The organism is Lacticaseibacillus sp. 53-4, from assembly GCF_016861805.1.
In the GTDB taxonomy this organism is placed as follows: Bacteria; Bacillota; Bacilli; order Lactobacillales; family Lactobacillaceae; genus Lacticaseibacillus.
The window spans coordinates 79530-95402 of record NZ_BOLT01000001.1 but is presented as its reverse complement, the minus strand read 5'-3'; the positions used below and the strand labels follow the sequence as shown (position 1 = coordinate 95402).

The following is a 15873-nucleotide window of genomic DNA, read 5'->3' as shown; positions in this document are numbered from 1 at the left end:
AAGCCGAGTCGGTATGATGAATGCAAGAGGTGGCAAATTATGTTTAGACAGACACACTTTGGTTTTGACTGGGGCGAGCTCTTCACTGGGATCGCTTTGATCCTGGCGGCAATCGTGGTCGTGAATCACCCAGGCGCGACGATGGCGACATTGACCTTCCTGTTCGCGCTGGTTGCCATCATTCGCGGCATCGCCACGCTGGCCAGCTTCTCTAAATTACGGGCACTGACTGGGGGCCTCGCATGGATCAGCTTGATTGCCGGAATTTTCGACGTACTGCTGGGGCTGGTCTTCCTGTTTGACCTTGAGTCGGGGGCCATCACGCTGGCATACCTGTTTGCCATATGGTTTTTGGTCGACAGCATCGCCAACTTGGTCAACGCCGGGCACATGCGCGATGCTGGGACCGGTTGGTTTATCCTGACCTTGGTGCTCGACCTGTTCGCGGTGCTGGTCAGCTTGCTGCTGATCATGCAGCCGGTGGTCGCGGCGGTCGGACTGATTGTCCTACTCGCCACTGCCTTTTTGATTCTTGGAATCAACGCGCTCCTCACCGCTTTTGCGCGGCGTCAGATTTGAGAATGCGGCCGTCCTGTGGGGCGGCTTTTTTGGCTCTACGTCAACTGGTGTTGAAGAATAAATCTTATCCACTTGGAAGTCCTCTCTTTTAGGGGACTTCCTTTGTTGTTTTATGCGGTAATTTGATAGATACGGTCGAAGAAATTACCTTGGTTCCTGAACCCAAAGCAGGAACGTTTCAATGATTTGATCAATCGGTTGACGCCCTCAATCCGGCCATTAGATCTAGGACTGGCTGTTGCGGCTAAGACTCCTGCTCGGTTCTTTCTCAACGTTTCCATTGCGATATCTAACGGTGTACCCGTGTTGCGATAAGTATCTAACAAATGCCAGAGTTTACGAGTATCTTGGTTCATCAAGGCGCTATGGAAGGTCAGATATGTTTCGTAAACGAACTTTAGCGATGGATACTCGTTGAGCGCAATGTCTAAGGCATTCTGCTCAGTCATGTACTCGTTGAGACCAAAGAAATAGCGAGTATGAATCGCATCCGGCTCAGCTTTGTGAAAGAGGCGCCATTGGGTTTTAAGCACCTTGTAGGTGCGCAGATGGTGATCTTCAATCTGTTTCAGTGTCGCAATCCGGGTTTGATCCAGCGCCCGTCCGAGCAACTGCACGATATGGAATCGATCAATAATTATCTGGGATTGAGGAAACACTTCGTGGATAAAGAGCTGATAGGCTGCATTCATGTCCATAGTGATTGTCTTTACCGCGTTCCGCTCTTTGAGGCTGTAATGTGAAATGAAGAAGTCCTTGATCGTCTTATTCAAGCGATCACCCAACAGTGAAACCAGCGAATGGCTATCGCCATCGATGCAGATAAAGGACATCATGTTTCCAGTCGAACGAAACTCATCAAAGCAAAGATGCTCTGGAAGTTTTTTTGCAGGGCAATATTTGACGTTAGTATTCAGGATGCGTTGAACGGACGAGGCAGAGATCCCAATGATAGCGGCAATCGTCTTCAGGGGTAGGTTCTTCATTGAAAGCTTTAACACGGAGTCCTGGATTTCTCTGGCAATCGAACGATTGAACTGGACCAAGGGGGTCTTCGCAATCGTTGAGTGATGACAGTTAGTGCACCACCAACGTTGCTTATTTAAATCCAGAATGGTTGGAATCTCAGTGGCCCCTTTGACATGAATGTGGGTCAGTTTGTGACCGTTAGGCCGCAAAGCTTCAAAATCACACAGTGGGCAGCGTTTCAACGTATAGGAAAGCGTCGCAAAGATTGTATGGTATTTGCGGCGTCGCGCGTCCGTTCCACGATATTCATCGCGAACGTTTGAGACATGGATATTTGCATCTGGTATTCCTAAAATCGACAGTGTAGGATTGAACTGGGACATCGACAAATCGCCTCGCTAGCTTTTGGTTTAGACGCTTAGAGCATAGCATGGGGGACCTTGTAGGTGCCCTTTTAATTTTGTCATTAAAAGAAGGGCCTACACTCTCGGCGTTGGATTTCTCCAACACTAGAAAGTGTAGACCCGCTTTTTTCGTGCCGTGAAAAGTTGGGAACGCCAGGGCTGTTGATGACACGCCCGGCATGTTACAATGGGCAAAGAAAGAAGGGATAGGATGGCAGACACGATGGATCTCGTGGTGATCACCGGCATGTCCGGCGCCGGCAAAACCGTCGCCATGCAATCATTTGAGGACTTGGGTTACTTCACCGTCGACAATATGCCCCCGGCGCTGTTGCCAAAGTTCTGGGAACTGATGAAGGAAAATGGCAAGATCACCAAGATTGCGCTGGTGGTGGACTTGCGCAGCCACGCCTTTTACGACCAGATCAATGATATGCTGGCCAACTTGGACAACACGTCGTTTGTCACCACCAAGATTCTGTTTCTGGACGCGACGGATGCCGAGCTGGTGTCCCGGTATAAGGAGACCCGCCGCAGTCATCCCTTAGCGCAGGAAGGCCGCCTGATGGACGGCATCAAAAAGGAGCGCAGCCTGCTGACCGAACTGCGCAACCGCGCCCAGGTGGTAATCGACACGACCAACCTTTCTCCGCGGCAGCTGCGCGAAAAGCTCTTCGTCATCTCCAAATCGGCCGATCACCCGACCTTCCACTTGGAAGTGATGTCCTTCGGTTTCAAGTACGGTTTGCCTATCGATGCCGATATCGTGATGGATGTGCGTTTCTTGCCCAATCCCTATTACGTGCAGAAGTTTCGCAACCGCGACGGCCGCGATCAGGAAGTCTACGATTACGTGATGGATAACCCAGCGGCGGAGACGTTTTACCAGCAGTTTTACACGATGCTGGCCAGCATTATGCCGCAGTACAAACAAGAGGGCAAAAGCAGTGTGACCATCGCGATCGGCTGTACTGGCGGTCAGCACCGCAGTGTGGCATTCACGGAGCGGGTCGGCAAGGCCTTTGCGGCGGCCGGGTATCCGGTCGACATTACGCATCGCGATGTCAATAAACGGAAAGCGACGGTGAACCGTTCATGATGCCAAATGAAACCAAAACGATTCGCGTCATCCGCGGCCGGCGGCCCAAGGTTGTCGTCATCGGCGGCGGGACGGGCCTGCCGGTCATCGTCAAAAGCCTGCGTGAACAAAATGCTGATGTCACGGCGGTCGTCACGGTGGCTGATGATGGCGGCTCAAGCGGTGTAATTCGCAACTACATCAACGTGGTGCCGCCGGGCGATATTCGCAATGTCCTGGTGGCGTTATCCGACATGCCGGGGCTGGAGAAACAGGTCTTCCAATACCGCTTTGACAGCGGTGATAGTTTCTTTGCTGGCCATGCGATTGGCAACCTGATCATCGCGGCGCTGTCGGAAATGGGCGGGGGTATTTTTCAGGCCGTGCAAACCCTGTCGTCCATCATGAAGGTTGATGGCCATGTCTATCCCGCCAGCAACCGGCCGCTGACGCTTCACGCCGAGTTCACCGATGGCACGACTCTCGCTGGTGAGGCTGAAATCACGGCCGCCGGCAAGCACATTAAGCGGGTTTGGGTCACCGATACCGATGACGCCCAAGAACCTGAGGCCATGCCACAGGTGATCGACGCGATTTTGGCGGCGGATGTCGTGGTGATGGGGCCAGGGAGTCTGTTCACCAGCGTGCTGCCTAACTTGATGATCAAGAACTTGGGCCAGGCGGTGCTCAAGACCCGCGCGGAAGTCATTTATGTCGTCAACATCATGACACAAAAGGGCGAGACCGAGCGTTTCACCGATGCCGACCACGTGCGGGTGTTGAACCGGCACCTGGGGGCCAACTTTGTTGACACGGTACTGGTCAACATTGCCCCGGTGCCCAAGAATGCGCTGGATGCCCAGAAGTACAACGAAATCTTGGTGCCAGTGCGCCCAGACTACCAAGGCCTGCGAGACTTAGGCTGCCGCGTCATCTCGGCTGATTTTCTGAAGCTGCGGGACCGTGGGGTGTTCCACGATGGGGACAAGGTGGCGTCCGAAATTTTGAACCTGGCCTTTCAGGTTGGCACGATGAAAAAAAGAAAGCGGTGAGTGAATGGCCAGTTTTGCTAGCACAGTTAAAAAAGAACTGACCCAACTGGAGGTTCACCCGGAGCACGCGAAGGCGGAACTGTCTGCACTGATTCGGATGAACGGGACGTTGGCAATTCAGGCGCACCAGTTCGTGCTCAACGTCCAAACGGAGAATCCCGCCATCGCGCGCCGAATCTACAGCTTGATCCGCCAAGTTTACCATCATGAAGCTAACCTGATTGTTCGGCGCAAGATGAAACTGAAGAAGAACAACCAGTATGTGGTCCGCCTGACCACAGGGGTGAACGCCGTTTTGGAAGATCTGGATATTCTGGACGGGCGCGACATGTCGATCCGCACTGCGGTGTCCCGAAAGGTGCTGGACGAGCCGCAGCGGGAACGCTCTTATCTTCGCGGCGCATTTCTCGCCGGGGGTTCAGTCAACAGTCCGGAGACGTCCCGGTACCATCTGGAAATTTATTCTCTGTACAAGGACCACAACGATGATGTGCTGAAGATGATGAATGATTTTGGGTTAAATGCCCGTACCGTTGAACGGCGCAGCGGTTGGATCGTGTACCTTAAAGAAGCCGAAAAGATTGCGGACTTTTTGCAGGTGATCGGTGCGACCACGGCCATGCTTAAGTTCGAGGATGTTCGGATTGTCCGCGACATGCGCAACTCCGTCAATCGTCTGGTTAACTGCGAAACCGCCAACTTGAATAAAACCATCGATGCAGCGCAAAGGCAGATTGAGAATATTAACGCCCTGAAAGACCGGGGCCTGCTGGAAGGTCTGCCGCCCAAACTGCGGGAAATCGCAGAGCTGCGGCTTGCACATCCTGATGTTTCGTTGAAGGAGCTAGGGGAAATGGTGCCCAGCGGCGTGATTTCGAAGTCCGGGATCAATCACCGGTTGCGGAAACTGAACCAGATTGCAGAAGGCAGTCAGCAGGCCGCTGAAAGTTGACACTTCCATTACTTAATTAAATCGTCTACAATAAGCTCGATAGAAAAGATGGATATGACGTCACTGGAGGCGAGCATATGACTAAACCGATCCGTTTGAATGAACAGCTGTGTTTTTCCATATACAAAGCGCAAAAACAATTTAACCACTTTTATTCGCAGGCGCTGGCCAAGTACAAGTTGACTTATCCGCAGTACATCACGCTGCTGTCGCTTTACGAGCACGGCACGATGTCGGTCAAGGAAGTCGGGCAGACGCTGAACCTGGACTCTGGGACCTTGACGCCGCTGATGAAGCGGATGGAAAAGGACGGCTGGATCTCACGCAAACGCTCTGCGCAAGATGAGCGCCGGGTGGATGTCAGTTTGACCCAGAAGGCCAAAGACATGCGCGATGAGATTTACGATCATGTGGGTTCATGCATGACCTATCTGGATTTTCCGGAAAAAGTGTATGAAGCGATCAAGAGCCAGGTTGACACGGTCGATCAGCATCTGACGGCCATCCCTGACGAGAAGCTGCAGTGAACGCGGGCCTGAATTTGGCTTGAGGGTTGCATTTTGGCCGGCGCTCCCGTAAAATAATTGAGTACTTGCGCGGTTAGTGTAATGGATCGCACGTGAGATTCCGGTTCTCGAAATCCGGGTTCGACTCCCGGGCTGCGCAGCATTCAAGGAAGACGCCACTAGTTGGCGCCTTTTTTAATGCCTGCAGCAGGTGGTTGAGGGCTCGCGAGGCGCGTGAGTATGCTAAACTATCCCTGACCCGAAAAGTTGGTCAAAGTCTTTGACCTTTTTTGACGTTAGTGCTAAGCTTGGCACTGTACTTAGAAGAGTGCTAATACTCGTTAGGAGGTTCCGCTATGTTAGTTCCGACAGTGATTGAACAAACCAGCCGCGGCGAGCGTTCTTATGATATTTACTCCCGCTTGCTTAAAGACCGGATCATCATGCTGTCCGGGGAAATCAATGACCAGGTTGCAAACTCCGTCATTGCGCAGCTTCTGTTCCTCGACGCACAAGACCCTGATAAAGATATTTACCTGTACATCAACAGTCCTGGTGGTGTGATCACCTCTGGCCTGGCGATGCTGGACACGATGAACTTGATTCACGCCGATGTACAAACGATCGCGATCGGCATGGCTGCATCGATGGCGTCGGTGCTGCTCGCCGGTGGGGCGAAGGGCAAGCGGTTTGCGCTGCCTAACTCTGAAATCTTGATTCACCAGCCGTCTGGCGGTGCCCAAGGCCAGCAGACCGAGATTGAGATCGCCGCTGAGGAGATTTTGAAATCGCGCAAGAAGCTGAATAAGATCCTGTCTGACGCCACTGGTCAGACGGAAGCCAAGATCAAGAAGGATACGGAGCGCGATAACTATATGACCGCTCAGGAAGCCAAGGATTACGGCTTAATCGATGATATTTTGACCTCGAAGGCCGACCAGAAGTAATCCTGAAATCGAGCACTCGCGCATAGATGCGGGTGCTTTTTTGATGAAAAATAGGTGAGAACTCATCCGAATGACCAGTTTTGAAAACCCCGTCCCCAAATTAGAGAACGGTTTCTTTCCGAAAATACGCGCAGGCTCAGCATAGATTCTTCCAAAATTGGAAGAGTTTTCGGCTTTTAGGCAAATCCCTTGCACCGTTTTCAGCAGGTGGCTATAATAGAAAGCGTTGGTAAGGGAGATCCGGTGTGTCTGGGGTCCCAAAATTTTTTGCTACTACTGGGTCACTATGTGGCACGGTAGGACGCCAAACGACCCACGAAAAGGACAATGAGCTATGCATTCTGAGTTCGCTTGGATCGAAGCAATCGCGCCTGATTTCATGGGCGTGATTACGCAACGCTATCAGATCTTGCAATTCATCAGCTGGATGTCGCCGGTCGGTAGACGGGCGCTTGCTGAGCAGATGAAGCTGAGCGAACGAGTTCTGCGCACGGAAACCGAGTTTCTGCGTAAGCAAGGCCTGATTGAAAGCTCAAAGTCTGGCATGGTCCTTACCAGCCAGGGTATCGAAGTTTTCCAAGGCTTGGAGCAGTTCATGAATCGGCTGCTGGGGTTCAAGGAAGACGAGAAGCATCTTGCCGAAAAGCTTGGCATTGAGCACTGCCTGATTGTTAGCGGTGACGCGGATCAAAGCAGCCGGGTCTTGGACGAGATGGGGAAGGAGTTAAACTCCACTCTCCAGCTGATCCTGCCCAGCGGCCAGTTGACCATTGCGGTCATGGGCGGCACAACAATGGCGCGCGTGGCCCAGCAGATGACGTATAAGCTGTCTGCAGGCCGCGAGTTAACCTTTGTGCCAGCACGCGGCGGCGTCGGCGAGGCGGTGGCAATTCAAGCCAATTCGGTTGCCGCCAGCATGGCAGAAGCAACGGATAGTAAGTACCGGGTGCTGTACATTCCTGAAAATGTCAGTGCGAAAACTTACCAGCCACTGCTCCAAGAACCGGCGGTCCGTGAGGTGCTCCAATTAATTGACAATGCCCAGGTTGTGATTCATAGTATAGGAGATGCATTGATCATGGCTAAGCGTCGATCGATGTCTCCTGAGGCCATTGCCGAGCTCACCGAACAGCATGCAGTTTCAGAAACTTTTGGCACGTTTTTCGATGCGAGCGGCAAGGTCATTTACAAGATCCCAAGAATTGGGTTACAGATTCCGGATCTTGATCATATCCCATATGTGTTTGCAGTTGCCGGCGGCCGCTCCAAGGCCAAGGCAATCGCAGCATATATGAAAAATGCGCCGAGTCGGACGTGGCTCATCACGGACGTCGGCGCCTCAAATGCGATTTTAACTGGGGAAACCCGTTAGAATAAAACTCTTATTTCCTAAAGGAGGAAATTTTAGCATGACTGTTAAAATTGGTATCAATGGTTTTGGCCGTATCGGTCGTTTGGCCTTCCGTCGCATCTTTGAATTAGGTGCCAAGAGCAACGATATTGAAGTTGTTGCCATCAACGATCTGACCAGCCCAGCGATGTTGGCTCACCTGCTGAAGTATGACTCAACTCACGGCACTTTCCCTGGTGAAGTCAGCGCTACCGACAACGGTATCGTTGTTAACGGCAAGGAATACCGTGTTTATGCTGAACCTCAGGCTCAGAACATTCCTTGGGTTAAGAACGACGGCGTTCAGTACGTTCTCGAATGCACAGGCTTCTACACCTCAGCCGAAAAGGCTCAGGCTCACTTGGATGCCGGCGCAGAACGTGTTCTGATTTCCGCACCTGCTGGCAAGATCAAGACCATCGTTTACAACGTAAACGATGACACCTTGGACGCTGACGACAAGATCGTTTCCGCCGGTTCTTGCACGACCAACTGCCTGGCACCAATGGCTTACTTCCTGAACAAGGAATTCGGCATCGAAGTTGGTACCATGACAACGGTTCACGCTTACACCTCCACTCAGATGCTGCTTGACGGCCCTGTTCGCGGTGGCAACCTGCGCGCTGCGCGTTCTGCTGCTGTTAACACCATCCCTCACTCAACTGGTGCGGCTAAGGCTATCGGTATCGTTATCCCAGAACTGAACGGCAAGCTTCAGGGCCACGCACAGCGTGTCTCCGTTGTTGACGGCTCCCTGACCGAATTGGTTTCCATCCTGAAGACCAAGAACGTGACGGCTGACCAGGTCAACGCTGCGATCAAGAAGCACACCGATGGCAACCCAAGCTTCGGCTACAACGCTGACGAGATCGTTTCGTCCGACGTTATCGGCACAACCTACGGCTCAATCTTCGACCCTACCCAGACCGAAGTTACGACCGCCGGTGACTACCAGCTGGTTAAGACGGTTGCTTGGTACGACAACGAATATGGCTTCACTTGCCAGATGATTCGTACCCTGCTGAAGTTCGCGACTCTCTAATTTAAAACCTTAGAGCATTAACGATTTCAACCGTTATGAAGGGGGCGGAGGGAGTATCTCCCTCCGCCTTCTTTTTATGACAACATGTGCAAAAGCACACGCATATCCCTGGCCTCGACGGGCTGGGCTTGCCGTACCAAACACGCTGTTTGGCAGGGCAAACCTAGTCCGCTTGGGACCAGGTGGGTGTGCGCTCAGCATTCCAACATTTTAGGAGGGTTTTATTCAATGGCTAAATTGATCGTTTCTGATCTAGACGTGAAGGACAAAAAAGTCCTGATCCGCGTTGATTTCAACGTGCCGATCAAAGACGGTGTCATCGGTGATGACAACCGTATCGTGGCTGCTTTGCCGACGATCCAGTACGTGATCGATAACGGCGGCAAGGCAATTCTGCTGTCCCACTTGGGCCGGGTTAAGACCGAAGAGGATAAGGCTAAGTTGAGCCTGCGTCCAGTTGCAGAGCGTCTTTCTGAACTGCTGAAGAAGCCGGTCACCTTCGTTCCTGCTACTCGCGGCAAGGAGCTTGAAGATGCGATTGCCAAGATGAACGACGGCGACGTTCTCGTGATGGAGAACACGCGCTTCGAAGACCTTGACGGTAAGAAAGAATCCGGCAACGATCCAGAACTTGGCAAGTACTGGGCATCGCTGGGTGACCTGTTCGTCAATGACGCGTTCGGGACCGCTCACCGTTCCCACGCCTCCAACGTCGGCATTGCGTCCAATATGCCTCAGGCTGCTGCCGGCTTCTTGATGGAAAAGGAAATCAAGTTCTTGGGCGACGCTGTTCAAAACCCAAAGCGCCCATTTGTTGCCATCTTGGGTGGCGCGAAGGTCTCTGACAAGATCGGTGTGATCCGCAACCTGGTACCGAAGGCTGACAAGATCATTGTTGGCGGCGGGATGACTTATACCTTCTACGCTGCTAAGGGCCTGTCAATCGGTAAGTCACTGGTTGAAAAGGATAAAATCGACCTGGCCAAGCAGATCATGGACGAAGCTGGCGACAAGCTTTTGCTGCCAGTTGACAACGTGGTGGCTACGGAGTTCTCGAACGACGCCCCTCACAAAGTTGTTGAAGGTGCGATTCCTGATGGCTACATGGCCTTGGATATCGGGCCAAAGTCCGTTCAGGACATCAAGGATGCCCTGAAGGGTGCCAAGACGGTCGTTTGGAACGGCCCAATGGGTGTATTCGAAATGCCTAATTACGCCAAGGGTACCCTGGAAGTTGGGACTGCGCTTGGTGATTTGAAGGATGCAACCACGATTATCGGTGGCGGCGATTCGACCGCTGCGGCTAAGCAGCTTGGTATCGCACCAAAGATCACCCACATTTCCACTGGCGGTGGCGCAAGCCTTGAATACCTGGAAGGTAAGACTCTGCCAGGCATCGCGGCAATTTCCGACAAGTAAGTTTCAATTCTGAAAGGAAGTTAATTATGCGCACACCTATCATGGCCGGGAACTGGAAAATGAACAAGAACCCGGAAGAAACACAAGCATTTCTGAACGGCGTTAAAGGTAAATTACCAGAATCCAGCAAGGTTCAGACCGTGATTGCCGCACCGGCAATTGATCTGAGCACCCTGGTTGCTGGCGCCAAAGGCACTCCGCTTCAGACCGCGGCAGAAAACTGCTACTTCGAAGACGCAGGTGCCTTCACCGGCGAAACCAGCCCGAAAGCCCTGAAAGAGATGGGCCTGGACTATGTCGTGATTGGCCACAGCGAACGCCGCGGCTACTTCCACGAAACTGACCAGGACATCAACAAGAAGGCCAAGGCCATCTTGAAAAACGGCCTGCTGCCGATCATCTGCTGCGGTGAAAGTCTTGAACAGCGTGAAGCTGGTCAGACCAACGACTGGGTCGCTTCACAGGTTGAAGCAGCTTTGGCCGGCATCTCCGCTTCAGAGGTTAAAAACAGCGTGATCGCCTACGAGCCAATCTGGGCCATCGGCACTGGCAAGACCGCCTCTGCTGACCAGGCGCAAGAAGTCGTTGCGCACATCCGCTCAATCGTTGCCAAGCTGTATGATGCGGCAACGGCAGACGCTGTTCGCATTCTTTACGGTGGTTCGGTCAAGCCAGCCAACGTCAAGGAATTGATGGCTAAGCCTGACATCGATGGCGGCCTGGTTGGCGGCGCATCGATGGATCCGGATAGTTTCGTGGCCTTGGCCAACTACCAAGACTAATCCCACAGCTTTTCTGTGGTAAACTAATTACGATAAAACCTGCCTGTATCAGGCACAAAAAGGAGAAAACATATGTCTATTATTACAGATGTTTTGGCTCGCGAAGTCCTCGACTCTCGTGGCAACCCGACTGTTGAAGTTGAACTTTATACGGAAGACGGCGGTTTCGGCCGCGCGCTTGTTCCGTCAGGCGCTTCCACCGGTGAACACGAAGCCGTTGAACTGCGCGACGGCGACAAGTCCCGTTTTGGCGGCAAAGGCGTTTTGAAGGCTGTTGCCAACGTGAACGACGTGATTTCCAAGGCCGTTATCGGTTTGGATGCCACTGAGCAGCGCCTGATCGACCAGACCATGATCGACCTCGACGGCACCCCGAATAAGGGCAAGCTTGGCGCCAACGCCATTCTCGGTGTTTCCCTGGCTGCCGCCCGCGCTGCTGCCTCTGAAGTTGGTCTGCCGCTGTACCAGTACCTTGGCGGCCCTAACGCACACGTGATGCCAACACCGATGATGAACGTCCTCAATGGTGGCGCGCACTCGACCAACACCGTTGACTTCCAGGAATTCATGATCATGCCTGTTGGTGCCAAGTCCATGCGCGAAGCGATCCGCATGGGTTCTGAAACCTTCCACGCCCTGCAAGCAGAGCTGAAGGCGAAGGGCGACATCACTTCCGTCGGCGACGAAGGTGGCTTTGCGCCTAACCTGAAGGACAACGAGGAAGCCTTTGAGCTGCTCGTTGAAGCTATCCAGAAGGCCGGCTACAAGCCGGGCGAAGACGTTGCCATCGCCTTTGACGTTGCTTCGTCTGAGTTCTACGACCCAGAGACTAAGAAGTACACCCTGAAGTGGTCTGATCCTGATACCTCCTACACGACCGACGAATTCATCGATCTGCTGGCGAAGTACATCGACAAGTACCCGATCGTTTCAGTCGAAGATCCAATCGACGAAAACGACTGGGAAGGCTGGCAGAAGTTCACTGCCAAGCTTGGCGACAAGGTTCAAATCGTCGGCGACGATCTGTTCGTTACCAACACCGATTACCTGAAGAAGGGGATCGACATGGGCGTTGCCAACTCCATCCTGATCAAGCTCAACCAGATCGGGACGCTGACCGAAACATTCGAAGCGATCGAAATGGCTAAGGAAGCCGGCTACACCGCCGTTGTTTCCCACCGTTCCGGTGAAACCGAAGATACGACCATTGCTGACTTGGTTGTTGCAACCAACGCCGGCGAGATCAAGACTGGCTCGATGAGCCGGACCGATCGCATCGCGAAGTACAACCAGCTGATGCGGATCGAAGACGAACTCGGCAAGTCTGCTGCGTACAAGGGCCGCAAGTCCTTCTACAACGTTAAGGCGATCGACTAGTCTTTCATTTCGGCGGGTCTAGCCCGGCGGACATTGAGCATCCTGCAGTTTGCAGGGTGCTTTTTTGCTGTCCTGACAACAAAATTCACACTTTCTTCACAATTCACTCGCACACTATTATGTGACTGTTTTTATTTGCAGCTAAATTCAAAGGGAGTGACGACATGAACGAAACCCAAAGAGAAAAGAGCCCGTGGCGGCAGAATTTGAACGTGCTGTGGGTGTGCACGTTTATTGCCGGCATTGCCTTTTCCGAGATCACGCCGTTCATGTCGCTGTATGTCGGTGAATTGGGCAATTTCACCAAGGCGCAGGTTTCCCTGTATTCCGGCTTAGTCTTTGCGGCCACTTTTTTTGTGACCGCCATTGTTTCGCCGCTTTGGGGTGCGCTTGCCGATCGCAAAGGCCGTAAGATCATGCTGATCCGGGCGGCGGTCGGGATGGCCGTCGCAATGTTTCTGATGGGTCTGGTGACCAATGTCTGGCAGCTGATTGGGCTGCGAGCGCTGCAGGGCCTGTTTTCCGGGTTCATTTCTAACGCGCAGGCGCTGATTGCCTCGCAGACGCCGCGCAGTCACGCCGGCAAGGCGCTCGGGACGCTGGTGACTGGCTCCACCTCGGGCATGCTCATGGGGCCCGTGATTGGCGGGTTGCTGGCGCAATTCATGTCGATCCGCGTGACTTTCTTCATCACCGCCGGGCTGCTGTTGCTGGCTGGGATTGCTTCAGGGCTATTCGTCAAAGAATATTTCGTGCCGGCCCCGCACCGTAAAGGTGAAAAGGGCGGCCTCTCAGGGCTTTTGAGCCAATTTGCCAACCCCAAGCTGATTATCATCTTGCTTGTCTCGACCATGATCGTGCAGCTGGGTAACGCGTCCATCTCGCCAATCATCAGCCTGTACATCAAAGAGCTGATGCATAACGTTGGGCCGGTGGCGCTGGTGGCCGGCATCATCGCTGCTTTGCCAGGGCTGTCGAACATTCTCGCGGCCCCGCGGCTTGGCGATTACGGCGACAAGCACGGCTCCGGGAAAGTCCTGATTGCCGGCTACCTGTTCGCGGTAGTCATGTACTTTCCGCAGGGCTTTGTCACCAGCGTCGTCTTGCTCGGGGTTTTGCGCTTTGCCATTGGGATTTCCGATGGCGCCTTGTTCCCCACGATTCAAACGCTGCTGACCAAAAACTCGCCGGCGTCGGCGACGTCTGCAATTTTCTCGTGGAACCAGTCGTTCCAGGCGCTGGGTAACATGTTCGGCGGACTGCTTGGCGGCTTGCTTGGCGGCATTTTCAATTACAATGTGGTGTTCATCTCCACGGCGGCGCTGCTGCTGCTCAACTTCGTCATCTTGTGGGTTACTGAGCCGACGCTGCGGCGCGGCTAGGTCCGTGTTTTCTGCGGACCTTTTTTCTGTTGTATAATGGGACCAGTTTCTTTGGAGGTGTGATATGCATAAGGCTTCAAAAACCGTTGACGCCACACGGCTGCGCTTCGTTCTGTTTGGGCTGCTGGTTGGGCTGCTCACAGGCGGCGTCGTCGCGGCATTTCGGTTTTCAATTGAGCGAATTTTGGGGTTCATGCAGTCGCTTTACCGCACTGCCACGCCTGGCATTGTGATGCTAATTATCATCGGCAGTATTGTCGCCGGCTTACTCGTCGCCTGGCTGCTCAAAAGCGAGCCCAATATCTCAGGCTCCGGGATTCCGCAGGTTGAAGGCCAGCTGCAAGGCGAGCTCGAGTTTCACTGGTGGTCGATCCTGTGGAAAAAATTTGTTGCCGGCATTATCAGCATTGGGCCGGGGCTGTTTCTCGGCCGTGAAGGCCCGTCCATTCAGTTAGGCGCCGCCGTGGGCCAAGGCGTGGCGCAAGGGTTCAAGAAAAATGGCGCGGATCGCCGCATCATGATCGCGGCTGGCGCGGCCGGCGGTCTGGCGGCGGCGTTCAATGCGCCGATCGCTGGCACGATGTTTGTGCTTGAAGAGGTTTACCACAATTTCAGCCCGCTGGTGTGGATCACCAGCCTGGCCAGCGCGGTGGGGGCCAACTTCATTTCCCTGAACGTTTTCGGCGAAGTACCGGTCCTGCATCTGGTTTACAACCGACCGCTGCCGGTTTCCTTGTACTGGCACTTATTACTGCTTGGCGCGCTGCTTGGGGTGCTGGGGTTTGCCTATCAGAAGACGCTGCTGGCAATGCCTAAACTTTATTCGTTTACGCATATTCCTCGCGCGCTGCAGGGGCTTGTGCCCTTTCTCCTGGTGATTCCGATCGGGCTGCTGGACCCGGCTGTTTTAGGCGGCGGCAACGGCTTGATTACCGGGTTTAACCGCAGCATTCCGGCGTTTGGTGTGCTGCTGGTCATCTTTGCACTGCGCTACGTTTTTTCCATGGTCTCTTATGGGTCGGGGCTGCCTGGTGGGATATTTCTGCCCATCTTGTCGCTGGGGGCGGTGATTGGCGCCGCCTATGCGGTCCTGATGGGGGACATTGGTTGGCTGCCGCGGGCCTATGAGATGAATCTGATTATCTTCGCGATGGCCGGGTACTTTGCCGGTATCGGGAAGGCGCCATTCACCGCGATCCTGCTGATCACTGAAATGGTGGGTAACCTCACTAACTTGATGGCCATGGCGGTGTTGTCGCTGGTCGCCTATGTCGTGGTCGATCTGCTGGGCGGCGCGCCGATTTATGAGTCGCTGCTGCGGCGAATGACCACGAAAAATCGGCTTCAGGCGATTCACCGCATGGACCGCCTGGAGCTGCCGGTGTATGCCGGCAGCGTGCTGGACGGCATGGCGGTGCGCGATTTCAAGTGGCCAAAGGAAACCTTGCTGATGGCAATTCGGCGCGGTGAAGACAGCCTGCTACCGCATGGTGATACGGTCATTCACGGCGGCGACACGCTGGTGATTTTGACCGACGCCAGCCGGCGAGCGGCGGTGCGCAAACGGCTGCACGAGCTGGCCGAACAAATGAGTGAGCAGGAGCCCGAATGAGGCGCGCTTAGTTGGGCCCTGCGGGCGAAACTTGGCTGGTCTTGACGGCTGCTTTGTGATAATCTACTACTAGTGACCATTTGCAAGGGAGGGAAAAACTTGCAGAGTCTTTTTACTAATTTACTCATCATCGATTCGATCCTGATCGTGATCGCGACCCTGATGCAGCCGAGCAAGCAGCAAGATGCCTTGAGCGCGCTGTCTGGCGGCGCCACCGACTTGTTCGGCAAGCAAAAATCACGGGGCTTTGAAGCGTTTATGGAAAAGGTGACCGTTGTACTGGGCGTCCTTTTCTTCGCCTTCTCGCTCGTCTTAGTGTATCTGGCATCCCACTAACGAAGGTCTCCTGGTGAACAGGGGCCTTTTTTTGGAGGCAGGCATA

At 53.7% G+C, this 15873-nt stretch carries 15 protein-coding genes and 1 tRNA gene; 15 read left to right on the top strand and 1 reads right to left on the bottom strand.

Translation table 11 applies throughout. From position 1 onward, the window contains the following. Nucleotides 1-39 precede the first annotated feature (39 nt). The gene (locus JUF21_RS00500) at nucleotides 40-579 is read left to right on the top strand and encodes an HdeD family acid-resistance protein (protein ID WP_125755006.1); all 540 of its coding nucleotides are present in this window, start codon (nucleotides 40-42) and stop codon (nucleotides 577-579) included. A 110-nt stretch (nucleotides 580-689) separates the two neighbouring features. On the opposite strand, the gene JUF21_RS00495 is transcribed toward JUF21_RS00500, so the two are convergent. After that, nucleotides 690-1931 (bottom strand): ISL3 family transposase, encoded by a 1242-nt coding sequence (locus tag JUF21_RS00495; RefSeq protein ID WP_203662502.1) that lies wholly within the window; start codon nucleotides 1929-1931, stop codon nucleotides 690-692. 232 nt (nucleotides 1932-2163) lie between these two features. Here JUF21_RS00495 and rapZ point away from each other — a divergent pair, with 232 nt between their 5' ends. The 14 genes from rapZ (at nucleotide 2164) to secG (ending at nucleotide 15827) form a co-directional block, all read left to right on the top strand. Next, nucleotides 2164-3051 (top strand): RNase adapter RapZ, encoded by an 888-nt coding sequence (rapZ, locus tag JUF21_RS00490; protein WP_203662500.1) that lies wholly within the window; start codon nucleotides 2164-2166, stop codon nucleotides 3049-3051. After that, nucleotides 3051-4082, top strand: coding sequence for a uridine diphosphate-N-acetylglucosamine-binding protein YvcK (gene yvcK, locus JUF21_RS00485; protein WP_203662554.1), 1032 nt, complete (start codon nucleotides 3051-3053; stop codon nucleotides 4080-4082). The genes rapZ and yvcK overlap by 1 nt, the downstream gene beginning before the upstream one ends. A gap of 4 nt (nucleotides 4083-4086) precedes the next feature. Beyond that, on the top strand, nucleotides 4087-5034 hold the full coding sequence (gene whiA, locus JUF21_RS00480; protein ID WP_203662498.1) for a DNA-binding protein WhiA: 948 nt from the start codon (nucleotides 4087-4089) through the stop codon (nucleotides 5032-5034). A gap of 77 nt (nucleotides 5035-5111) precedes the next feature. After that, complete coding sequence (locus JUF21_RS00475; RefSeq protein WP_203623220.1) at nucleotides 5112-5561, top strand: MarR family winged helix-turn-helix transcriptional regulator; 450 nt, start codon at nucleotides 5112-5114, stop codon at nucleotides 5559-5561. Between the two features lie 67 nt (nucleotides 5562-5628). Next, nucleotides 5629-5700, top strand: a tRNA-Arg gene (locus tag JUF21_RS00470). A 196-nt stretch (nucleotides 5701-5896) separates the two neighbouring features. Beyond that, nucleotides 5897-6487, top strand: coding sequence for an ATP-dependent Clp endopeptidase proteolytic subunit ClpP (gene clpP, locus JUF21_RS00465; protein ID WP_056989759.1), 591 nt, complete (start codon nucleotides 5897-5899; stop codon nucleotides 6485-6487). Between the two features lie 334 nt (nucleotides 6488-6821). Beyond that, nucleotides 6822-7859, top strand: a complete 1038-nt coding sequence (locus JUF21_RS00460) for a sugar-binding transcriptional regulator (protein WP_125755002.1) — start codon at nucleotides 6822-6824, stop codon at nucleotides 7857-7859. 37 nt (nucleotides 7860-7896) lie between these two features. Further along, the gene (gene gap / locus JUF21_RS00455) at nucleotides 7897-8919 is read left to right on the top strand and encodes a type I glyceraldehyde-3-phosphate dehydrogenase (RefSeq protein ID WP_125755001.1); all 1023 of its coding nucleotides are present in this window, start codon (nucleotides 7897-7899) and stop codon (nucleotides 8917-8919) included. A 228-nt stretch (nucleotides 8920-9147) separates the two neighbouring features. Beyond that, entirely contained in the window at nucleotides 9148-10338 is a 1191-nt protein-coding gene (gene pgk / locus JUF21_RS00450) for a phosphoglycerate kinase (protein WP_125755000.1), read from the top strand. A gap of 26 nt (nucleotides 10339-10364) precedes the next feature. Continuing rightward, entirely contained in the window at nucleotides 10365-11120 is a 756-nt protein-coding gene (gene tpiA / locus JUF21_RS00445; protein ID WP_203623218.1) for a triose-phosphate isomerase, read from the top strand. Between the two features lie 72 nt (nucleotides 11121-11192). Further along, nucleotides 11193-12497: a phosphopyruvate hydratase gene (gene eno / locus JUF21_RS00440; RefSeq protein ID WP_125754998.1), complete on the top strand. Its 1305-nt coding sequence runs from the start codon at nucleotides 11193-11195 to the stop codon at nucleotides 12495-12497. Nucleotides 12498-12661: 164 nt separating this feature from the next. Next, nucleotides 12662-13879, top strand: coding sequence for an MFS transporter (locus tag JUF21_RS00435; RefSeq protein WP_203623217.1), 1218 nt, complete (start codon nucleotides 12662-12664; stop codon nucleotides 13877-13879). 64 nt (nucleotides 13880-13943) lie between these two features. Continuing rightward, a complete protein-coding gene (locus JUF21_RS00430) occupies nucleotides 13944-15491 on the top strand; it encodes a ClC family H(+)/Cl(-) exchange transporter (RefSeq protein WP_203623216.1) in 1548 nt (515 codons plus the stop codon). Between the two features lie 99 nt (nucleotides 15492-15590). Next, entirely contained in the window at nucleotides 15591-15827 is a 237-nt protein-coding gene (gene secG / locus JUF21_RS00425; protein ID WP_125584772.1) for a preprotein translocase subunit SecG, read from the top strand. The last annotated feature ends 46 nt before the right edge of the window (nucleotides 15828-15873 follow it).